This is a genomic window from Photobacterium piscicola, assembly GCF_900166965.1.
Lineage (GTDB): Bacteria > Pseudomonadota > Gammaproteobacteria > Enterobacterales > Vibrionaceae > Photobacterium > Photobacterium piscicola.
The window spans coordinates 352,428-375,318 of the sequence record NZ_FUZI01000001.1; the positions used below are offsets into that span (position 1 = coordinate 352,428).

Genomic DNA, 22,891 nt, shown 5'->3' on the forward strand with positions numbered 1-22,891 from the left:
ATATATTTTCATTAATTGGATGAAATATAACAACTATATTAGTGTTTATATTATTAACAACTCAAACTTAGTATATTTTTATTGTCATTCTTAAGGTTGATACAATGCAAAATACACTGATCTTACCTATATTTTTTAATATAAATTGATCATGGCTATTTTCTAAAAAGGTGACTCTAATGGTAGCTATAAATGATAAAAAAAAGAGTAATGGACGTCTTGTTGCCATGGGGTGTACTTATGAACCTTGGATTGCACTATTAGAACAAGCCGGATGGAAAACACATTGTTGCTATGACCTACGAACAGCTGATGCGATATTAGAAGAATATAGCCCGTGTGTATGTATAGTTGATTTAAGTAATAATGACTTTAGTTTAAACAGTATTTCTCAACGAGCAAATAAAACCAAGCATGTGAAGTGGATCGCGATTATAAAGAAAGAGCAATTAAAGATTGATTCTATTTGCCAGTTTATAAATAATTTCTGTGTCGACTTCTTCTCTACACCGATACCGTCAAGCCAGTTATTAGATACTGCAGGGCATCAATTGGGAATGTTAGAAATTGAATCAACATCTTGGGTTGATACTAATCATCAATGTGAAGTAGGGCTATATGGTGAATCTAAATCGATTAAGCACTTGAGAGATATGGTAAAACGTGTTTCGATGACCGACGTTAATGTTTTGCTCAGTGGTGAACAAGGGGTTGGAAAAGAACTCATAGCAAAAACAATCCATAAGTTAAGTAAACGGCGCAATGATGATTTGACGATTATAAATTGTTCTTCATTATCTGATAGTGATCAACGAATGTGTTTTTTAGATCCTCAGCAAAATATGGATGATAGTGGAATAATTAAGAGTGGTACTGTTTTATTAAATAGCGTAGAAGAATTGTCTACGTCATTACAGTTGAAATTACTTAATTATTTTCAACAGCCAGAAAATGAAAAATTAAATGATCAAGGGTGTTTGGATGTGCGTGTTATTACATCATCAAGTGTTGATTTAGAGCAAGCTGTAAAAAATAATACATTTAATAAAGAATTGTATTATCGATTGAATGTATTTCATGTCGCTGTCCCTACATTGAGAGAGCGTGGTGCAGATATTATTTTATTAGCTGAATATTATTTACAAAAATTTTCTAAAGAATATAGCACTAGAGCTATGCATTATAGTGAAGAAGCTAAGCAGTTATTATTGCGGTATAACTGGCCTGGTAATGTTCGTGAACTAATTAATCAAGTAAAACGGGTTTCATTATTAAATGACAGTAATGAAGTAAATCTTGAACATTTTGATTTACCTAAAAAAATAAACACTAAGCAGAGTTTACGAACCATAAAAGATGAAGCAGAAAAAGATGTTCTAGTGACCATGCTTGAAACTCATAAAGGGCAAGTTGCATCTGCTGCAAAAGATTTGGGTGTATCACGAGCCACAATGTATCGTCTTCTTAATAAGCATAATATTATTCCTGATGTACGTTATTATAATAGTGGTTATGCTGCTGAGTAGTTAATTGTCCTCTATTGGTGTAATCGATAACTCAAATAATAACGGACAATGATCACTGAGCGTAAATTGTGAAAGCTGCTGTTTATTATATTGGATTTGATGCTGGCTAAGCGCATTGATATTCGTTGTTGCAATAAGATGATCGATCAATTTACGATAAGTACGATAGCGAGTTTTTTTGGTTGTTAATTTGATTGTACAATTAGCGTTAATAGATGCTGATAATAAATTAACCACAGCCGCATTACCTGTGATTTTATTGATAAATTGTCGGTTATCGGTGATCTGATGATTAATATCGCCAACAATAATAAACGGTTTTGATAGGCGTTGTTGAGTTTTAATCCATTGTTTAATTAAAATCAATTGTTGTGTGAGAGTCTTACATGCTTTGCTTTTTTGTTGGGTGAGTTGTTTTTCAGTAAAACAACCAGATTTCAGATGAAGGTTGAGTAGTATAACTGGTTGTTGATTAATCGTTATTTGAATGACACTGCCATAACGTAATTTGTTTCTAAATGGCATCGTTACACCCATAGCTATAGCTGGTGAACTTAATTGTGATAAATCAGCAATATCATCGACAATAATATTTCGTCTGATGGCAAACCCCGTATATTGATTGTTTTTTTTGAAGCTGTCTTGAGGATTGTTAATTCGTTCTGAAAGATAGATTTTATATTGCTGTTTATCAATAACACGATATAAAGCATCGGCACTATCAACTTCCTGGAAAGCAAGAATGTCAGGAGAATAAGTCGTAAATAATTGCTGTAATGCATTATAATCACCCGCCGATCGTGTAATGGGGGAGGTTGGCTTGAGTGATAGCCACTGCATATTCCAACTCATTATACTAAATGGTTGTGCGTAACTTTTATTTATACTAATAGAAAATATGAAGAAGAATAATGTTGCAAGAAAAAAATAAGGCATAGTCATTATTGTCGTTATGATGATTTAATAGTGACAATGCCTTAAACCTTTTCACAAATGTATTGCTGGCTATTTGTTAGTACAAGAATGCCGTTACTATCATATTTTCGTGTAATCATGCCACCACATATTTCATTTTTTTGTGCTGCAATACTGATTACGGCCGGCCTCTTTCGCGTTATAAAGATGATTATCCGCTTCATTAATGAATTGATTAGGTCGTTGGTTCATTTCCCATGTAGCAATGCCTTGGCTGACAGTAACATAATCATTAATATCAGAAGATGGATGTATGATCGCCAATGTTGCTAAATTTTGTTTAATACGTTCAGCTACACGACGTGCGCCGTTTATATCTGTATTTGGCAACAACACTACAAACTCCTCACCCCCATAGCGCGATACTGTATCGTTATTTCTTAGTAAGCTGCGGCTGATTGTTGTTGCTACTGATTTTAAGCAGGCATCACCGTTAACGTGTCCTTGTGTGTCATTGAAGCGTTTAAAATAATCCACATCAATTAAAATAATTGAAAGTGGAATACGATGATGCTTTGCATTGATTATTTGCTTATCAATCGTAAAGTCAAAAAAACGCCGATTGTTAATTTTGGTTAATTGGTCTGTAAACGATAATTGCGCAAGTTGTTTTAGTAAACGCTGATTTTCGTGTTCTTGTTTAATACGGGTCGTAAACCACTTAAAGAGTAATTGTCGGCCTGATTCAATAATAATGATCGTAATAGCGAGTTTAGTAAACGCAAAAAGTAGATCAAACCTAGGATCCGCAATACTATACCAAGTTGTAAATACAAGGATTGGTAGTGTGGCGAGATAAACAGCCATGCGATAGGTATAAAAACTGAGCAGTACCACCAGAAATAATAGGTTGCCGACGATTTCAACAATAACATAGGCATGACCTAAGTTATTTAGGTTGATAATCGCTCCTCCCCACGTTGTTCCAAACAGTAACGCATAAATAGATGAAATTATTTTATAATGTTTAAGCGTTTTATTTTGTACAAAAAAAACCAACCCGAAGACAAAAAGTAGGCCTTGAATCCCAAAATTCACCGTTGTTAATAGTAAATTACTATTTTCTTTGTTAAAAAAATCAACCCAAATAACGATGGTTATTAACATTAATGTGATTAAAGAAATCTTAGATGCCCAGATAAAACCAAGACGTAGATTTTTATATATAGTGTCGTCAATGCGTGTATCTAGTGATGAGAAATACATTCAGTTAGATCCATAGTTGTTGTGCATGAGATAGTCTCAAGAATTGCTCGAAAGGCAAGTGATTTTTTTTTAATTTTTAGTAAATGTGATAATAAATTTATTGACAATGAGCTTTCTAAATAGGGTTACATTCAAATTTTTGTGACGAGTCATAACCATCGTTCAGAAGACAAACTGCTCGTTAATAAAATTGATCTTGATCAATGTTTCTTTGCGCTAGATCGCGCCTAATACCCTACATCTTGTTGCTGAACACAAATAGAACACTATATTTTGTGGTTACGTGACACTGTAATTTTCTGTGATTTTAGGAGCATTGTGTGAATCCTGTAGTAATAAAGCGTGATGGTTGCCGTGTGTCTTTCGATGTTTTACGCATTAAAGAAGCTGTTATTGGGGCAGCAAATTCCATCAGCGATTCAGAGTGTCATACAATGGATGAAGCCTATGCTACATCAGTCGCTGACGCGGTATTAAAGCAGTTCTCTGGTACTGATAACGTTGATATTCATGCTATTCAAGAGGCAGTAGAAACGCAACTTATGGCAGGTCCACACAAGGTTGTTGCTCGTGCTTATATCGAATATCGCCATGATCGAGATATCTCTCGTGAGAAGAAAAGTCGTTTAAATAACGAGATTCGTGGCTTAATCGAGCAAAGTAATGCTTCTTTGTTAAATGAAAATGCCAACAAAGACAGTAAAGTTATTCCAACCCAGCGTGATTTACTTGCAGGCATTGTTGCTAAGCATTATGCAACTCAACATTTGTTACCTCGTGATATTGTCAAAGCACATGAAAATGGTGAAATTCACTATCACGATTTAGACTACTCACCATTTTTCCCAATGTTTAACTGTATGCTAATTGATCTTAATGGCATGTTGAGTGATGGCTTTAAGATGGGTAATGCTGAGATTGATACTCCTAAGTCAATTTCTACAGCAACAGCAGTTACAGCACAAATCATTGCTCAAGTTGCGAGCCATATTTATGGTGGTACAACAATAAATCGTATTGATGAAGTGTTAGCACCTTATGTAACGGTAAGTTACAGTAAGCATTTAGAAGTCGCAACAGAGTGGGGTATTGCTGATCCTATTGCTTTTGCACAAGCACGTATTGAAAAAGAATGTTATGACGCATTCCAATCATTAGAATATGAAGTAAACACATTACATACTGCGAATGGTCAAACTCCTTTTGTAACTTTTGGCTTTGGTTTAGGCACATCGTGGGAATCGCGTTTAATTCAACAATCTATTCTTAAAAACCGTATTGCAGGTTTAGGTAAAAATCATAAAACAGCCGTATTCCCTAAGCTTGTTTTTGCGATTAAAGATGGTCTTAACCATAAACCTGATGATGCTAACTACGATATTAAGCAATTGGCATTAGAGTGCGCATCTAAGCGCATGTACCCTGATATTCTAAACTATGACAAATTAGTTGAAGTAACCGGTTCGTTTAAAACACCAATGGGTTGTCGTAGCTTCCTTGGCCCTTATGAAGAAAATGGTGAACTTATTCATGAAGGTCGAAATAACCTTGGTGTAGTAAGTATCAACTTGCCACGAATTGCATTAGAAGCACAAGGTGATGAAGCGCGTTTCTTTGAGATTCTAGATGAGCGTCTAGCATTGTCTCGTCGTGCATTAGACACGCGTATTACGCGTTTAAATGGCGTAAAAGCCCGTGTTGCTCCTATCCTTTATATGGAAGGTGCATGTGGTGTGCGTTTAAAAGAAGATGATGATGTCTCTGAAATCTTTAAAAATGGCCGTGCATCTATTTCATTAGGTTACATTGGTATTCATGAGACCGTGAATGCATTGTATGGTAATGCAACGCACGTTTATGACAGTGAAATGCTGCGTGAAAAAGCAGTTGCCATTGTACAACGTCTACGTGATGCAACAGATGCTTGGAAAGAAGAATCTGGTTATGGCTTCAGTCTTTATAGTACACCGAGTGAAAACCTATGTAGCCGCTTCTGTGCTATTGATACCAAAGAGTTTGGTGTTGTTGGTGGCGTAACGGATCGCGGTTTTTATACCAACAGTTTCCACTTAGATGTTGAGAAAAAAGTGAATCCGTATGACAAGATTGACTTTGAAATGGCATACCCAGATATCGCAAATGGTGGTTTTATTTGTTATGGCGAATACCCAAATATTCAACATAACCTTGAAGCATTAGAAAACGTATGGGATTACAGCTATACCCGCGTTCCATATTACGGTACCAATACACCGATTGACGAGTGTTATGACTGTGGTTTTACCGGTGAGTTTGACTGTACGAGCAAAGGCTTTACATGTCCTAAATGTGGTAACCATGAGCCTTCACGTGTATCAGTAACTCGCCGTGTATGTGGTTACTTAGGCAGTCCAGATGCACGTCCGTTTAACTTCGGTAAACAAGAAGAAGTTAAGCGTCGCGTTAAGCATATGTAATAGCGATAAGTAGACTGAAGTTAAACATAAAAAGTGCTTTAGGGCACTTTTTATGTTTTAGGTATTGATAGTATGTTGTGAGATGTACTGAGATTAACCGAGATATAAAATGAACTACCATAATTATTACCCTGTTGATATTGTTAATGGCCCAGGTACGCGAGTGACTTTATTTGTTTCTGGCTGTGTTCATCAGTGCAAAGGTTGTTATAACCAAAGCACATGGCGTGTTGATGCTGGACATCCATTTACGCAGGCAATGGAAGATCAAGTAATTAATGATCTTAACGATACACGCATTAAACGTCGTGGGTTATCGTTATCTGGTGGTGATCCGTTACATCCGCACAATGTAGCTGCAGTACTAAAATTGGTACAACGTGTACGTCGTGAATGCAGTGATAAAGATATTTGGTTATGGACAGGGTATTTGTTATCAGAATTGACACCAGAACAGCTGCAAATTACAGCTTTAATCGATGTTATGGTTGATGGTAAATATGAACAAGAACAACGAAATCCTTCCTTGGTATGGAAAGGCAGTGAAAATCAGATTATTCATTATTTCAACATTGATAATTAAATAGTGCTGATTAATTAAACAATAACTGTCATGGTAAGTGGTTTTTTGTTTATATTTTGTTGTAATAATGTTTATCTTTGTTTGTTTTCTGAACTTATCCACCGTTTCTGTGTATAACTATGGGAAAAGATATTTAATAGTGGCAGTATTTTGATCAAGGTTAAATAAAGTCAAAAAGCAACCTTGAATTTTTTATTTTTGATGACTGAACCTTGATTTTGAGACGAAAATTATTGGCTCTTGATAAAAAAAGCATTATATTTAACTAATTGAATATAATGCTTTTAAAGCAGAAAATATAATGCCAATCTTTACAAGAATGTCGCAGTTATCTGTTAATAAATATCTTGTCGCAGTTTCAAATGTTTTTTTAATGGCGTTACCATTGGTATTGATATCGACTTTTTGTGAGTTGATAGCGTTATTCTGTGAATATTTTAATTTTAATGATTTTGGACAAACGGTTCATTATGTCGGTCAAACGACAAGGGTCATGATTCCTATTTTGGTTAACTTTTACCTTGCTACTTATTTGTCAGCAGTAAAACGTATACCAAAAGGTATTGTGATTGCTACATCATTAACGGTATTTTTTATTGTTTCTTATCAATGGGATTTAATATCGCCATTAATTCCTCTTCCTAATAGTTTTCCTATATCATTACTGACAGCGTATATTTCTTGTGAAGTCATTGCTAAATTAAGAAAAATAAGATTATTTAAAGGAAAGACAGATCAGTCATTTATTGATATATCGATGAGTATGTTGGCTGGTTCCATTGTTACAATATCGATAGCATTATCGATAAGTTTTTTATTTAAAAAAATATGTGAACAATTATCTTCATTAATTCCTTGGTCATTTATTCCACGATTGGATCCTACCTCTTTTATCGATGGCCTTATTTATGAAATGTTGCGAGGCTTATTTTGGGCAATAGGTGTTAATGGGCATCATATTCTGCATTCCTATAAAACAGAGTTGTATAATATTACCTTAATAAATATTACTGAATGGCATAATTTTGGTATTGAACTTAATATATTAAGTACTAATTTTTATGACTTTTTTACAGGTATTGGTGGTAGCGGTAATATGCTGAGCTTGGTTCTCTGTATGTTATTTTTTGCGAAAAGCAAAGGCTATAAATTACTAGCAAAAGCAGCATTAATACTTTGTTTATTTAATGTCAACGAACCTATTCTCTATGGTATCCCGGTTATTTTTAACCCGATAATGATCATTCCGTTCTTATTAGTTCCAACGGTGAGTTTTATTCTTGCATATGGTGCGATTTATATGGATATCGTACCGCCATTAAGTGAAATACATAGTTGGTTAATGCCACCTTTTATTAGCGGTTATATGGCTACAGGAGGTGCAATTTCAGGTGCTGTATTACAATTACTAATAGTGCTTATTGGCATTATGATCTATTTGCCATTCTTTAAGCTAATGGATAAACGTAGTTTAGGTATTGGTGTCTCTGATATATTTTCAAATCGATTATTTACCAGTGATGAAATAGAATCTAAAACACGATTAACCAGTTTTATTCCATCGTTACATGATAATCTTCGTGCGCAGAAGAAAATTGAAAAATTACAGGATGATGGTGAATTTATTCTTTATTATCAACCTCAGGTCGATATTACAAATAATAGTATTGTTGGTTGTGAAGCTTTACTTCGCTTTAGGGATCATCAAGGTAAAATATTACCACCAACATTTATTTCCGATTTCAATCAGTTGGGATTAATGCCTGAATTAGATTTATGGGTATTAGATAATGCCATAAAAGCCGCTGAAAAATTTATCATTATTAATCCTAAATTTAAATTATCGATTAACATTTCACCTGATACGGTACTGTTGAAAAATTTTGTGAGTATTGTAAAAGAACGGATTGGTAATAGTTCACTATCTTTTCATCATGTTGAATTAGAGTTTACAGAAGAGCTTTTAATTTTAGATGAAGAAAAAGTAACTAAGATAATAGCAGAGTTACAATATATTGGTATTTCGGTGGCGTTAGATGATTTTGGTACTGGATATTCTTCGTTAGCTTATTTATCTCGTTTCGAATTTAATAAAGTTAAAATAGATCGCTCGTTAGTATTGAATCTTGATAGTCTGCGAGGCCGAGAATTATTTAAAATTGCGGTACAACTTGGAAAAATTACGCAAGCAGATATTGTTGTGGAAGGGGTCGAAAAACAAGTAGAATTAGAATTTATAGCTTCACTTGGTGTACGTTATATTCAAGGTTTTTATTTTTATCAACCAATGGCTGAAGATGATTTATTTCAACATGATTTATTAATACCACGACAGTGTGAAGTTGTTGATAATTAAGACACAGTAAAGTAAATCGTTATAGTAAATACGGTTCTACTTCCATATTGAGGCCTTATACGGTAAATTCGCTATCCTTTCATGCTCTATTGGGGACGTTATGTCACGTACTATTGTTTATACCTACAAAGAAGAAGAGAAGCGACTAATTTTCTCTTTTGATATACACCGTAACATTCATGAAGCGGTAGCTGCTGCTGAAGGTATTGATCTAACGACATTTCTAAAAATGGAGCAACAAGTTGAAGCTGTATCTACGTGCAGTAAAGCTGGACGTGAATATCGAGATAGTTATTTCCGCAAGTTAGGCTTTGGTAAAATTGCTCTTGCGAAGAAAGAAAATCGCGGTGTTGGTGAAAAATAAACCAATAATAAAAAAGCTGACATTATGTCAGCTTTTTTATTGCCATCTATTTATGCCTAATAATATTAATCCAACTCGTTATATTTTTTAGCTGAACCATAGCACTTATTGATAGGGTATTTAGCTGCATTTTGTTGGATCTTTTCTTGGCACGCTTGAAGTACATTAATATCACATTTGTCAGCTAGTCGTAGTAAATACATCATTACATCAGCGATTTCTTCACTGGCATGTTGTTTTTTTTCTGGTGATAGTTGTTGGCTTTGTTCTGGTGTTAACCACTGAAATATTTCTATTAATTCGCCTACCTCACCACTTAATGCCATCACGAGGTTTTTAGGTGTATGAAATTGATCCCAGTTACGCTGTTGAGCAAATTCAGTAAGTGCGTGTTGTAAATCTGTAAGCTCATTAAATGGCGCTTTAACTGGGGGAGTCGTTGTTGGCATGTTTAGTTCCTAAATAGTGGCCGAAAAGCAATACAATAGCCTAACGATAATAAATATGACGTTAGGCTATCAATTCATTAATGGCTGGTTAGAATGACTTTTTTACGACGAAACATAGCGGGCAGAGCTTCGACTGTACAAAAGATTAACCCTAACCAAATTAAACCAAAACTGATGGCTTTCGTTTGATCAAATACTTCACCAAATAAGAATACTGCCAATAAAAATTGTAAGCTTGGCTCAATGTATTGCATTAAACCAACCATCGTTAGACTGGTACGATTGAGTGCTAAAGCAAAAAATATTAATGGTGCAACGGTCACTGGTGCAGCACCTGCATACAGTAAAAAGGTAGTCGTACCTGATGTTAGTGCAACACTGTCACCACTAAAATATAGCCAGATCATATAAATAAGAGCAAAAGGAGTCAGTATTGCAGCTTCAATTGTTACCGACGTTAGTGCATCATATTTAATGTATTTTTTGGTTAATCCATAGATGGCAAAAAAGCTACCCATGATTAATGATAGCCAAGGTAATCGACCGTATTCCCACACCTGATAACCGATGCCTAAAATTGCTAAGATGACGGCAATGACTTGCGCTTTAGTTAGCCTTTCTTTTAAGAAAAACATTGCTAATGCAATCGCAAATAATGGGTTAATGAAATAACCTAAACTGGCAGCCAATACATCATCATGAGTAATGGCCCATGTAAATGCATACCAAGAAACACTCATTATTACGCCAGCAAAACCACACATGGCTAATGATTTTTTATCCGCCACAATATCTTTAATTGCAGGAATAGGTTGTCGAAGCAATATCATAACGATTAACATTACAGGTACGGAGAAAATAAGCCTTAATGCAAGTAATTCATTAGTATTTGCTTGAGGTAGATATTGGTAATAAAGCGGTAATATTCCCCAAAGAATAAATGAAAATGCCGCAAGCATATTACCTGCACGACGTGATTGCATGTTTACACCTAAGATTAAAAAGTAGTTGTTGCCTCAACATCATTGCAATATTGAGAAGTTATTATGGTGAACGATCAAAATGGCGCTCAAGCTTAAGAAACCATCTTAGTGCAGAGTGTTCACTTTCGCTGACATTTTGTCACTGAATTTTTATAAGTCAATATACGCTGTGAAGAAAAGGCATTTATCGAGATCATTGATTTGTTGCTAATATTACTCAAACAACAATAGCTAAATAATAATGCTGATAAGGCGTTTTTTTGATAAAATATCTAGGTAGGGTAAAGGTTGATATATTTAACTGATAAAGCCATATTATAGCATTTTAATTGAGAGTAAATGATGACTAAATTAACTGCAGATATCCAAGCAAATAAAGCTTTGTTCGTAACAGAAACACAAGCAACACGTGTTGTTTGGAGCCTTCGTAACGAAGAGGGTGATTGGTTATCTGTTGCATCTTCTGAATTTGAAGACTCTGAAGTGATGCCTTTTTGGTCAAATGAAGCAGATGCGAAAGTACAATGTGCTGATGAATGGGCAGAGTTTCAACCAAGTGAACTACCATTAGACATTTTTCTTGAAGATTGGATGATCACACTAGTAGAAGATGGTGTGTTAGTTGGTTTGAACTGGAATGAATCACTTGAAGGTATTGAATTAGAGCCTTCAGAAGTAGCTAAGCTTTACCTATAAGTTTATAAAACACTAGCCCTGTGAATAATACTGGAATAATATCCTGATATTCATAGGGTTTTTTTTACGCTATTGATAATTAAGCTAATTACATAAACCTGTGAATTGTATCTTATTTTCTTGAGATGAGATTTAAAGACCTCGCATTTAATATTAAAAGATTTACAGTAGTGATTGATGATATTTCATCATTTTATCTCTTCTATTGTATTAGTTTTAGCTTGCACCATGGTGTAAGCTTTTTTTTGCGTTTAATTTAATTGTATTTGATTTTTATATTATATTAATCACATCATGATTGTGCTCCATCCGCTCATTATCTTATATTAATGATATATATCTTTTTAATTATCTATACATGTATGGCTATATTCTTGAATAGTATAATTCTTCATGTATTATTATATAGATTAGATAATAATATATAGAACAATTGAATCAAGACCACAGTTATTAGTTATGCTTTACGTTAGTATGACGAATGTAACTCTAATATTTAGTAGATTGTATCGAATATATTTATCTCCACTGAAGGATTGCAGGATAAGTCGTGAAGAACGGATTGATTACAAAAAAAACGATATTAATTTTATTGGCTTTATTGTCAGCGGTAGGGTGTTCATCGTCACCATCGAATGAGACAGCGACCACAACAGCATTAACACCAGTACCAAAGCAGGAAATAGCACATACATTACCTGCCAATAACGGTATGTTTGATGGCGTTTATCATAATTGGAAAGGTACACCATATCGTTATGGTGGCTCGTCGAAAAAGGGAATAGATTGTTCTGCTTTCGTTCAAGTTGGTTATTCCAGTGTTTACCAGAAGTCGTTGCCACGAACAACGTTAGAATTAGTTAAAAAGGGTAAACAAGTTAAGCGTCATAATGCAAAAGAAGGTGATTTAGTCTTTTTTAGGACTGGGCGTAATTCACGTCATGTGGGAATTTATTTAGGTAATTTAGAATTCTTACATGCATCACAATCAAAAGGCGTTATTATTTCTCGCTTAGACAACCCATATTGGCGACGCCATTTCTGGCAAATTCGTCGCTTAGATAAATATTAAAAACAAACCCAGCAACGCATCATTCTTTTCAATCGAAACAATAACGACGTCGCTGGGTTTTTTATTATTTCATCTCAACCCATGCTAAACGGGCAAATAATCCTGGCGGTGTTACTAATCCTGCCGTTGTACTTTGAATCTTACCATTCTTAATCATTAAAATTGTCGGTGCTCGTGAGAGTTTCCACTGACGAGTTAATGCTCTGTTGTTATCGTTCACAACAGCAAAGTTATAGCCTTTCGTATGCAAGTAAGCATGTAAACGACGATCATCACCAGACTGCATAGCAATGGTTACGATCTTAAGGTTTGCCCATTGTTGGTTATTTAGCCAGTTAATAACAGGAGAAACGACCTTACAACTGCCACACCATGTTGCCCAGATATATACCAGTACTGTTTGATTATAACTGTCTTTAAATATATCAACTTTCTGATTATTAATCGTAGTATAAGTAGGTTGCGATGTTGATATCTGCATTTTATCTAAATTACGATTGCGCCACGCTTCTAATGCACTACCCGCAATCATAGCTAGAATGATAAGTATAATAATACTTTGAATCCATCGTCGTTTTGTATGACGAGGCTTTTTATTAGTATCTGATGACATTATTTTCCTGCTTCTTTTAATGCACTAAGAACACTTTCACTTGATAAAATAACGGGTAACTCAATACCTTTAGGGGCATTAGGGCCATAGACAATATTAAAAGGCACACCAAAACGACCGTGAGATTGGAGGAATCCAGTTACGTAATCTGACGGTTTAGTCCAATCACCACGCATTAGAACAATATTTTTATTATCCAGTGCTGAATAGACGGGTTCTTGTAAAATCACTCCGATTTTATTGGCCTTACAAGTAATACACCATTGTGCAGTCACATCGACAAAAACAGTTTTACCTTGTGCAACTTCGGTCGCTATTTTCGCTGTATCTAGTGGGATCCAGTGATGATCATCCGGTAGCGGTGTTGACCATTTATTCGCGGTGAGGCTACCTGTAAATAAACTTGCACCCGCACCAAGCAACATTACAGCCAAGGTTATAATAACAGTTTTGCGTCCTTTTTTACGGCCTAGTAGCCATAAGATAATGACTAAGATAACAGCACCTAATCCCCATACGGCTGAGGCATTAAAGAAGCTGGTCATTAAACTTAGTAACCATACTGATGTTGCTAGCATCATTAAGCCAAATAACGTTTTAACACGATCCATCCATGCGCCAGGTTTGGGCATTAATGTTGCTAATTGTGGGAAAAGGGCGATTAATAACCATGGTGCAGCCATACCAATTGCCAGTGCGGTAAAAATAGCAAAAAGGGTAATTAAATCGGCTCCTAAGGCAAACGCAACTGCGGTACCTAAGAATGGTGCGCTACAAGGGGTTGCAAGTAATGTCGCAAACATACCTTGGATAAAGTGACCTAAATGAGAACTATCCCCTTTAGTCGCTAGCCATGTGTTGGTATTACTTGAGAGACGAATTTCAAATAAGCCCAACATATTGGCACCAAATAGCACCGTAATTGCGATCATTGCGCCAATAAACCATGGGCTTTGGAATTGAATACCCCATCCTAGCGCTTGGCCTGATAATTTCATTACCGTTAAAAATACAGCTAATAACCAGAATGAAACAATGATACCAGCAGCTGAGGCTAAAAACTGAGTTCTAATTTGACGACGGGCAAGTCCTTGAGCTGAAATAACACTACTTAACTTCATTCCTAATACTGGTAACACACACGGCATAATATTAAGAATCAGACCACCAAGTAAGGCTAAGCCAATTACTTTTAGAATATTGCCATTAGTTGAAGGAATATTCACGGGAAGATCTGTTGCTGTTGCTGTCATTTCAACCGCAATATCATGATCACCTATTGTGACATGAAGTGGTTGTCCTACGAGCTTAGGTGTTCCAAACCAACTGGTGACAGGTAACGTTGCATATAGCGTATCACCTTTGATGGTTGTTGTTGGCTTGAGAAATGACGTATCTTTTACTGCTTGTGTATCACCGTCAATAATGACATCAGGCTGCTGCCAACCGGTGCTGTTTGTTGCCACTACGGTGACTTTTTTTTCTGCTTTATTATAAGAAACCGCTTTTAAGGTTACTGCTGGTGATGTTTTCGGAACCTGACTTTCGCCCTTATTGTACAAAAACATGGCTTCTGTAGAGGGTAATAATTTACTTGGGATAAAATCAAATGAAAGTTCGTAATCGGTTAAAACACAAATACTTGTACATGATGACATGGTTAATTTACCAGAAAGGAACACTGGTTTCGTCATGTCTTTAACATGGATAGAAAGCGGGAAAATAACATCATGTTTATAGCCAAGGGTTTCAACACCTAAAAACTCATAACGCTTAGGTAAAGGCCACTGCCAGTCGACATGACTAATATTCGATGAGGTTTCCCAATTGATACTAGGTGCAACGCCACCTTCACCTGGTGAGCGCCAATATGTTTTCCAATCAGTATCAAGTTTAACTTCAAGCAAACCTTGAACAGTATGTTTGGCGGGATCTTGCTGTCCTGTTAGCATCAGTCTAACTTCAACAGGGGGGTGCTGTGGATTAGTTACCCAACCCGTACTGTGTTGTGGCGTTGCTGCTGCTATTGATGAAAAGGTAATGCCAAACAAGGTTGTGAGTAAGGCAATGGTTAAATAGAAATATTGGTATAACTTTTTCAATCTAGAGCTCCAAATAAACAACGCATAATGATGATTTTTGCAGTATTTAACGCTGTTCTGTCTGTGATTTTTTGTGTTGAACTAAAGTGTTGTCTGCGTAAAAGTGATGAGCCTTTGGTAACGTTATACATAAGACCGACAAGAAGCAGACTTTATTTCATTAAAAATAAATACGGCCCCATTGTCGGTAATTTATGCCATCAGAACAAGTCAGGAGAGGGGGAAAGTCGACGGTTCGTATTATTTTTAAGTTATAACATATAACGCTGTTATACTTTTCTGAACAGTAGCTTGATACGGGTACTAAATGTGACTTTATTGTGGTTTTTTCCCAAGTAGTATGACTGCATTAATTGGCATCGAAGTACTTCTTGTGTGGTATTAAGCGGTGCAGAGGAGATAGTTTCTGTATTTTGTAACAGAAGCTGAGCTTGAGTTTCGGCTTGCTCATTGCTGTAACTGTAATCAATGCTAGATGCTCCTTGTACCATTAGCCATAAATGCGTTAGTGCCAGAAGATAGTCTTGCTCTTGATGAGTAAAATATGCGGCATAATCAGTACCAACAGTAGCATTAAAAACCGCTTTCATTTTTGTTGCAGCTGTCTGTTGATAGATCCATTGCTGTTGAGCTTGTTGTTGGTGTAGGGTCATAAACCCAAGCAATAAATTGATTGTTGTGCTGTCAGGACGTTGTTGGCAAACATGATCAAAATGTGTTGATGATGTGCTAATAAATTGATCCAATTGTTTTTTTATTGCCGAATCCACAGGCAAATCAGCCATGCCAAGTAATAATAATTGCTGTTCTAATGCTGACATGTTTATAAGTTCTTATTGAGGAATGATGAAAGAATAGCATGTTCAGAGTTTACGGTAGAAGGATTAAATAAGGTTGAGTATCAGTTAACTTTTATTGGAAATAAAATAATCAAAATTGACTTTTTGTATACTGTTTTTTTATTGGTATTGTATAAGGTCTGACGACAGTAGAGTAATCATGATGTGTTAGTGGTATCTACAAGAATAAAAAAGGGATTATCCAAATCTATCACGTTGAAACTTATTGCTTAATGACATTAATAAAAAATCTTATATGCCCAATTTGTGGTAATATAAAACACGATGATACTAAAAAACAATCATCTTACGGTGATTTTACCACCGTTATTGGCACTGATTCAGGTCAATTCAGTGCTCAGTTAGTTAATGATTTCCTTGTTTATAGATGACAGTCTAAATAATGTACTGACGGTTGTTTATAATTAGATCTTATTGATATCAGTTATATTTATTACATTTTTGAATGTCTAAATTAGCTGGTTAGGAAGTTGGGTTATTGTAATGATTAATAAAGAAACAATTGTGAATAAAAATAATAAATTTATTGTTGGTTGGCGTGAAATCGCCGCTTTACCTGATCTTGGTGTCGATGATATTCATGTCAAAATTGATACAGGAGCACGTAGCTCTTGTCTCCATACTTTCAAAATTGAAGAGTTTACTCAAGATGATGAGCTATGGGTGAAATTTTGGCTGCACCCTATTCACAATAACACGGATATTGAACAGGTTTGTATGGCAAAGGTTGCTGACAAACGTGTTGTAAGAAACTCTGGTGGCGATGAACAATTGCGCTACTTTATTGTTTCAACTATTGATTTTAATGGTCAACAATGGCCAATCGAAATATCGTTAACAAGTCGTGACAATATGGCATTTCGTATGTTACTTGGACGAACATCTATGCATGGTCGTATTATTGTTGATCCAGAAGCCTCTTACCTTATTCAAAGCAAGGAAAAGTAATAGTAATGAAAATCGGTATCTTATCTCGTAATCAGTCATTGTATTCAACGTCTCGCCTTATTGAAGCGGCAGAGCTGCGTGGCCATGAAATCAAGGTGATTGATGCACTTCGTTGCTATATGAACATTAATTCTCAAAAACCCTCTATTCACTTCAAAGGTGAAGATTTAGTGGATTTTGATGCCGTTATTCCACGTATCGGTGCATCAGTGACGTTTTACGGTACAGCAGTATTACGCCAATTTGAAATGATGGGTGTTTATACAGTTAACGAATCTGTTGCGATTAGTCGTTCTCGCGATAAATTGCGTTCAATGCAGTTATTATCACGTAAATGTATTGGTATGCCTGTGACAGGTTTTGCAAGTAAGCCTGATGATGTTAAAGACCTACTTGATATGGTCGGTGGTGCACCGGTAGTGATTAAGCTACTTGAAGGTACACAAGGCATTGGTGTTGTATTAGCTGAAACACGTAAAGCGGCTGAAAGTGTCATTGAAGCATTCATGGGCTTAAAAGCAAATATCATGGTGCAGGAATACATTAAAGAAGCGGGCGGTGCTGATATCCGTTGTTTCGTTATCGGTGATAAAGTGATCGCTGCCATGAAACGCCAAGGTGCTGAAGGTGAATTCCGTTCTAACTTGCACCGTGGCGGCAGTGCTGCATTAGTTAAAATTACTCCTGAAGAGCGTAAGACGGCGGTTGCTGCTGCAAAAATCATGGGATTAAGTGTTGCTGGTGTTGACTTACTACGTTCAGAACGTGGCCCTCTAGTGATGGAAGTTAACTCATCACCAGGCCTTGAAGGTATCGAGAAAGCAACAGGTAAAGATATTGCCGGTATGATTATCGAATATATTGAAAAGCATGCATCTAAAAAAACAGCACTACGTAGCAAAGGCTAAGTAAGTACTGTTTTGTATATTTCAAGCCCTTCATGATGGTATTTATGAAGGGCTTTTTTTTATAAGTGCTTTTCTATTGGTAACGCGCCAGCCAGCCACGCTCCTATCTTCAGCATTGAACTGCTATCTGGCTCAGAATCGAATTGTTTGCCAGTAATATCATCCGTCCAAATAATGTCGTTATTGTTATCTAATGATAAACGATAAGCACTTTTTTCTAGAAGTTGATCTAAATCAGCATAAAAAATATCAGAGAAGGCTTGAGAGTCGACAATGACACCTAGCTCGGTATTTAGATACGCTGATCGAGGATCAAAATTGAACGATCCAACAAAGACTTTTTTACGATCAATAATAAATGTTTTAGCATGCAAGCTTGAGCGAGAGTTACCTAACCATGAGTGCTTTTTCTTAATATTAGGATCGGTTTTGATTTCATATAATTTGATCCCACTCTCAAGCATTTCTTTACGGTATTTAGCATACCAACCATGCACGGCAAATACATCATTTGACGCTAATGAATTAGTTACGATGGTAATATTTAAGCCACGTTTAGCCGCATTGACGAGTGCTTTTACTCCCGCTTCTGTTGGTACAAAATACGGAGAGATAAGTAAAAAATCAGTTTTTGCTTGGCTAATCATGGTTGATAAATGATGCAGCAATAAATCATCTTGGCTATTTTTTACTTTATAAGGCGTATCATAAACAAGTTCAGCGTCGGCCCAATAAAATGGCAATGTTTGGTTAGATAATTTTTTTGCCATTGGGTGTTGTTTTAATGAACGTGCATAATCAGAGGTTAAATACTGCTTTTGTGCTTTTTTCCATTGCTGCAATTGGTCTGCGGTTGGCAAGTGCGCATCAGTGACTAACATTTCAATTGGTGTTGCAGGTTTACTGTTCCAATATTCGTCAAATTGACGTGAAACCTGAGGAATAATTTTCCCCATCATTAATAAATCAAAGTCACCAAATTCAACATTATTATTAGCAGAGAAGTATTCATCACCAATATTTCGTCCACCCGTTATGGCAAAGACACCATCGGCAATGATTGCTTTATTATGCATACGTCGATTTAAACGATCAAAATCAGTTAAAAAACTTAATGGTTTAAAACTACGATTACCAAAAGTATTAAATAAACGAACTTCAACATTAGGATGTGCTGATAAATTGGCTAAGAATTGATCATCACGGTTTTGCATATCATCTAAAAGTAAACGTACACGTACTCCACGTTCTGCGGCTTGGTATAAGTACCATGTGAGTAAATGACTCGTGGCGTCATCGCGGTAGATATAATATTGCACATCCATTGTTTTTTGAGCACTTTCAATAATAGCTAATCGAGCAAGTAGCGCTGCTTGGCCATCACCAAGAGGGTAAAAGGCCGTTTTATTTGGATTTGCTTGAATATAAGGTAATGTTTTTTTTAATAAAGTGGTGTTGTAGTTGTCAACGTTACTGTAAGTCGCTGTTTTTGTCGTTGATAATGGCTGTGCACAACCGATGAGGGTTAAGGTGCTGATAGCAATAAATGAGCGAGTAAAAAATTGCTTGAAACGAAGAAAAGTGATCATTAGAAAACATGTTTCTGAAAAAAGTGAAGCGATTTTACCTGTAATTATGGTGAAGTGCTTTAGATAAATCGTAATTTGTAAAATTTTCTAAATTAAAAATAGTAATTCTTAGTTATGCGAGAATTATATGTCAGTGTTGACACTTTTAGGGTATAAAAAAGTCCAAAACACCGATGGTTGTTTTGGACTTTTATTTTCATCAATATGATTAGAAATATTTAGTTAGCGAGTGGTGGTATACCATGCCATTGGTAGTGATTGTTTGGCTTTTTACTTACAATCCCTTGATCAAGCAGTTGATGAAAAATAGCATCAACTTCATCGGTCGTTAGTTTGAGTAATTGGCTCACCGCTCGTTTACTGCAATTAACTTGATTTTTACTTAATGCTTCAATTGCTTGTTCATACATCGTTTTAGGTGGCTCTGGTTCCACTTCTTCTACAATAATCTCATCTGCATCATCAATATCGCTAATGGATGATGTTCCTACCATTGATGGGTCAAAATGCGTTAATAATTGCGGCTGATCTTGAAGATTATAGCCATTAACTGACATAAGCTGTTGACGTTTAAATTGGTAACGGAAGCGATTTTCTTCACCAATCAACCCAACAAAAAAAGCAGCAAAAAAATCAAGCAATACTGATAGGAAAATAACTAATCCCAGTTGTGCAGCTTGGTTACTCACATTGAAGGTAGTTGCAAGGCTATCAATTAATCCAAGCACTGAACCTTGGCCTACAATTGGTGTTGTATCACGTTCAATCGCTATTTGTTGTTGCTGTTTGCGTAATGCTTCATTTTCTTTTTGAATACGGGTAACACCAGAAGCAATACGTTCCATTTGGATGTATTTTTCTGCGGCGACATTATTAAGATCAATCTGTTTTTCAATGGCTTGAATTTGCATATTAAATGCATTGATCTTACTTTGTTGAACATTGGCCTCGCTGTGTGCTTTATTGGTGGCACTGTTTATTCCACCGACTGAGCCGCCGATAGAAATTGCCGCTAATACAGCATAAAAAGTAAATGCAGTGAAGGTACCACTGTAGTTGCGTCGTGCTTTACGCTCTCCGACTTCGTACCATGCAAAAAATTTCCCCAATTCAAAAATGACAGCTAAGCCACCAAAAAGAAACTTCATTAAGGGATCGTCATCAATAGATAAAAACAACAACAGTGAAAACACGATTGAAGCAAGAATAGCGGCACCTGTGAAGCTATAAACACTCCACATTGCGAAAATCCCTTTAGGGAAACGTACTGGTATATTTTGGTTGAAATGCATAAAAATATCTAAGTAAGGAGCATTTGTTCAGCTGGTCGCACTATAGCGACAAGCATATAAAAGAGCTCTAGGATACAGTAAAATGCTTGTTAACCCCTTATAAAATCGAGTAATTAAAAAGCCATTGATGTTATTTTGTTCATTATTGCCATTGTTGTTTGAATAACAATCCAAAAGTGTGAATGTAAAAATAATTATTAATAACTTCTAACATATAATTAATTATGACAGCGAATTTCAGTGCGTTAAATTAACCTGATATATACCAATATGCTTAAATTGAGTAGCAATATAAATATACTAGTGTGAGGCTATGTTTGATATAAATGAGAAGAACTGACTATTTTATGACTACACTTAACACATGACTATTTTTATAGGGTATCGGTAATGTTTTTTGTCAGTCAACATCAACGCCTTAACCCGCAACAAAATATTAATGATATCGCTTTTTTTGAGCAAGCATTACCCAATAAAATGTTGCTGCACTCAACTTTTATTTATGTGGAAGAAGGGTATTTCCAATGTGTGTGGGAAGCGGAAAATAGTGATATGTTATTACAATATATTAATACGGCCGTCGGCGATGAATGCCAAATTGAGTGTTATAATGTCGATCCTTTTACGGCAATTTAATAATTTTTTCGTGGTATTGTTACCGTGCTGTTTTATTAGTGTTTGAATGATGATTGTTTTTTGTTTTCATTAATGGTTTCAGTGTCTTTTGTGTGATTACGATCACTTTCATTGTGTATAAATAGTGACACTCAGCGCAAAAAAATATTCTATTAATAATATTATCTATACCATAAATAAATATTAACAATATAACTTATGGTGTGAGTGATGAATAAAAATCCTGTCTGTATTGCGATGCTTGTTGCTGGTTTGTGTGTGAGTTCGTTGTCTGTTGCTGCCGATTTGCCTAATATCAAAATTTTAGCAACGGGTGGAACCATTGCAGGCGCTGGACAATCAGCAACAGAGTCTGCTTATACGTCGGGCCAAGTTGGCATTAAATCATTAATTAACGCTGTACCTTCAATGACAAAAATTGCGGATGTTAGCGGTGAGCAAGTTGTTAATATTGGCTCGCAAGATATGAATGATCAGGTGTGGCTTACTCTATCTAAACGTATTAATGAACTATTAGCACAAGATGATGTTGATGGTGTTGTTGTTACTCATGGTACCGACACCATGGAAGAAACCGCTTATTTCCTAGACTTGACTATTAACAGTGATAAGCCAGTCGTGCTTGTTGGTGCAATGCGACCATCAACGGCGGTGAGTGCTGATGGTCCAGCTAATTTATATAATGCTGTTGTGACGGCTGTTGATAAAGACTCAAAAGGACGCGGCGTATTAGTCGCAATGAATGATACAGTGCTAGATGCACGTGATGTCACAAAAACCAATACTACGGCCGTTGATACTTTTCGAGCACCTAATTTTGGTTCGTTAGGTTATATCCATAATAGTGATGTTATTTATCAACGTGCGCCTGAGCGTCATCATACAACAGCAACACATTTTGATGTATCGAAGCTGACCACTTTACCAAAAGTAGGCATCGTTTATAATTACTCCAATGCGTCAGCATTACCTGTAACTGCGTTAGTGAATGCTAAATTTGATGGTATTGTCAGTGCGGGCGTGGGTAACGGTAATATGTATAAAGCTATTTTTGATGAATTAGCCAAAGCAAGTAAAGAGGGGACAATGGTTGTACGTAGTTCACGAGTTCCTACAGGTTCTACGACACTAGCCGCTGAAATTGATGATGCGAAATATGGTTTTGTTGCAGCTGGAACACTCAATCCACAAAAAGCACGTATTTTATTAATGCTATCGCTAACACAAACAAAAAATTATAAAGATGTTCAAAAGATGTTTCAGTATTACTAAACGTC

The 22,891-nt window shown here is 35.9% G+C and carries 20 protein-coding genes; 11 read left to right on the forward strand and 9 right to left on the reverse strand.

The window, feature by feature from the left end; translation table 11 throughout:
- Positions 1-179: 179 nt before the first annotated feature.
- Entirely contained in the window at positions 180-1,526 is a 1,347-nt protein-coding gene (locus CZ809_RS01660; RefSeq protein WP_080155707.1) for a sigma-54-dependent transcriptional regulator, read from the forward strand.
- Here CZ809_RS01660 and CZ809_RS01665 read toward each other — a convergent pair whose 3' ends face one another.
- Together CZ809_RS01665 and CZ809_RS01670 are read right to left on the reverse strand one after the other, a co-directional pair.
- On the reverse strand, positions 1,527-2,366 hold the full coding sequence (locus tag CZ809_RS01665) for an endonuclease/exonuclease/phosphatase family protein (RefSeq protein WP_158258936.1): 840 nt from the start codon (positions 2,364-2,366) through the stop codon (positions 1,527-1,529).
- 228 nt (positions 2,367-2,594) lie between these two features.
- On the reverse strand, positions 2,595-3,707 hold the full coding sequence (locus CZ809_RS01670; RefSeq protein WP_080155709.1) for a GGDEF domain-containing protein: 1,113 nt from the start codon (positions 3,705-3,707) through the stop codon (positions 2,595-2,597).
- Positions 3,708-4,027: 320 nt separating this feature from the next.
- On the opposite strand from CZ809_RS01670, the gene nrdD reads away from it, so the two are divergent.
- The 4 genes from nrdD to CZ809_RS01690 all read left to right on the forward strand — a co-directional run bounded on the left by nrdD (position 4,028) and on the right by CZ809_RS01690 (position 9,466).
- The gene (gene nrdD / locus CZ809_RS01675) at positions 4,028-6,163 is read left to right on the forward strand and encodes an anaerobic ribonucleoside-triphosphate reductase (protein WP_080155710.1); all 2,136 of its coding nucleotides are present in this window, start codon (positions 4,028-4,030) and stop codon (positions 6,161-6,163) included.
- A gap of 109 nt (positions 6,164-6,272) precedes the next feature.
- Positions 6,273-6,746: an anaerobic ribonucleoside-triphosphate reductase-activating protein gene (nrdG, locus tag CZ809_RS01680; RefSeq protein ID WP_080155711.1), complete on the forward strand. Its 474-nt coding sequence runs from the start codon at positions 6,273-6,275 to the stop codon at positions 6,744-6,746.
- Positions 6,747-7,047: 301 nt separating this feature from the next.
- A complete protein-coding gene (locus CZ809_RS01685) occupies positions 7,048-9,102 on the forward strand; it encodes an EAL domain-containing protein (protein WP_080155712.1) in 2,055 nt (684 codons plus the stop codon).
- Between the two features lie 100 nt (positions 9,103-9,202).
- Complete coding sequence (locus CZ809_RS01690; protein WP_036791038.1) at positions 9,203-9,466, forward strand: DUF2960 family protein; 264 nt, start codon at positions 9,203-9,205, stop codon at positions 9,464-9,466.
- A 65-nt stretch (positions 9,467-9,531) separates the two neighbouring features.
- Here CZ809_RS01690 and CZ809_RS01695 read toward each other — a convergent pair whose 3' ends face one another.
- On the reverse strand, positions 9,532-9,915 hold the full coding sequence (locus CZ809_RS01695; protein WP_080155713.1) for a nucleotide pyrophosphohydrolase: 384 nt from the start codon (positions 9,913-9,915) through the stop codon (positions 9,532-9,534).
- Between the two features lie 77 nt (positions 9,916-9,992).
- Positions 9,993-10,898: an EamA family transporter RarD gene (gene rarD / locus CZ809_RS01700; RefSeq protein WP_080155714.1), complete on the reverse strand. Its 906-nt coding sequence runs from the start codon at positions 10,896-10,898 to the stop codon at positions 9,993-9,995.
- A gap of 342 nt (positions 10,899-11,240) precedes the next feature.
- On the opposite strand from rarD, the gene CZ809_RS01705 reads away from it, so the two are divergent.
- Both CZ809_RS01705 and CZ809_RS01710 read left to right on the forward strand, forming a co-directional pair.
- Positions 11,241-11,594 (forward strand): DUF2750 domain-containing protein, encoded by a 354-nt coding sequence (locus CZ809_RS01705; RefSeq protein WP_080156522.1) that lies wholly within the window; start codon positions 11,241-11,243, stop codon positions 11,592-11,594.
- A 712-nt stretch (positions 11,595-12,306) separates the two neighbouring features.
- The gene (locus CZ809_RS01710; RefSeq protein WP_080156523.1) at positions 12,307-12,666 is read left to right on the forward strand and encodes an NlpC/P60 family protein; all 360 of its coding nucleotides are present in this window, start codon (positions 12,307-12,309) and stop codon (positions 12,664-12,666) included.
- A 64-nt stretch (positions 12,667-12,730) separates the two neighbouring features.
- Here the strand turns inward: CZ809_RS01710 and CZ809_RS01715 are convergent, their stop codons facing one another.
- From CZ809_RS01715 to CZ809_RS01725, 3 genes are all read right to left on the reverse strand, one after another.
- Positions 12,731-13,279: a thioredoxin domain-containing protein gene (locus CZ809_RS01715; protein WP_080155715.1), complete on the reverse strand. Its 549-nt coding sequence runs from the start codon at positions 13,277-13,279 to the stop codon at positions 12,731-12,733.
- The gene (locus CZ809_RS01720) at positions 13,279-15,381 is read right to left on the reverse strand and encodes a protein-disulfide reductase DsbD family protein (RefSeq protein ID WP_080155716.1); all 2,103 of its coding nucleotides are present in this window, start codon (positions 15,379-15,381) and stop codon (positions 13,279-13,281) included. The genes CZ809_RS01715 and CZ809_RS01720 overlap by 1 nt, the downstream gene beginning before the upstream one ends.
- A 269-nt stretch (positions 15,382-15,650) precedes the next feature.
- Entirely contained in the window at positions 15,651-16,202 is a 552-nt protein-coding gene (locus tag CZ809_RS01725) for a hypothetical protein (protein ID WP_080155717.1), read from the reverse strand.
- A gap of 522 nt (positions 16,203-16,724) precedes the next feature.
- On the opposite strand from CZ809_RS01725, the gene CZ809_RS01730 reads away from it, so the two are divergent.
- Positions 16,725-17,189, forward strand: a complete 465-nt coding sequence (locus tag CZ809_RS01730; protein ID WP_080155718.1) for an ATP-dependent zinc protease family protein — start codon at positions 16,725-16,727, stop codon at positions 17,187-17,189.
- Positions 17,190-17,194: 5 nt separating this feature from the next.
- Positions 17,195-18,097 carry a 30S ribosomal protein S6--L-glutamate ligase gene (rimK, locus tag CZ809_RS01735; protein WP_080155719.1) on the forward strand — a complete coding sequence of 301 codons (903 nt, stop codon included), beginning with the start codon at positions 17,195-17,197 and terminating at the stop codon, positions 18,095-18,097.
- Between the two features lie 59 nt (positions 18,098-18,156).
- Here rimK and CZ809_RS01740 read toward each other — a convergent pair whose 3' ends face one another.
- On the reverse strand, positions 18,157-19,686 hold the full coding sequence (locus tag CZ809_RS01740) for a phospholipase D family protein (protein ID WP_080155720.1): 1,530 nt from the start codon (positions 19,684-19,686) through the stop codon (positions 18,157-18,159).
- A gap of 218 nt (positions 19,687-19,904) precedes the next feature.
- On the reverse strand, positions 19,905-20,978 hold the full coding sequence (locus CZ809_RS01745; protein WP_080155721.1) for a Preprotein translocase subunit SecY: 1,074 nt from the start codon (positions 20,976-20,978) through the stop codon (positions 19,905-19,907).
- 390 nt (positions 20,979-21,368) lie between these two features.
- Here CZ809_RS01745 and CZ809_RS01750 point away from each other — a divergent pair, with 390 nt between their 5' ends.
- Positions 21,369-21,614 (forward strand): hypothetical protein, encoded by a 246-nt coding sequence (locus tag CZ809_RS01750; protein WP_080155722.1) that lies wholly within the window; start codon positions 21,369-21,371, stop codon positions 21,612-21,614.
- A 210-nt stretch (positions 21,615-21,824) separates the two neighbouring features.
- Positions 21,825-22,886, forward strand: a complete 1,062-nt coding sequence (gene ansB / locus CZ809_RS01755; RefSeq protein WP_080155723.1) for an L-asparaginase 2 — start codon at positions 21,825-21,827, stop codon at positions 22,884-22,886.
- Positions 22,887-22,891 lie beyond the last annotated feature (5 nt).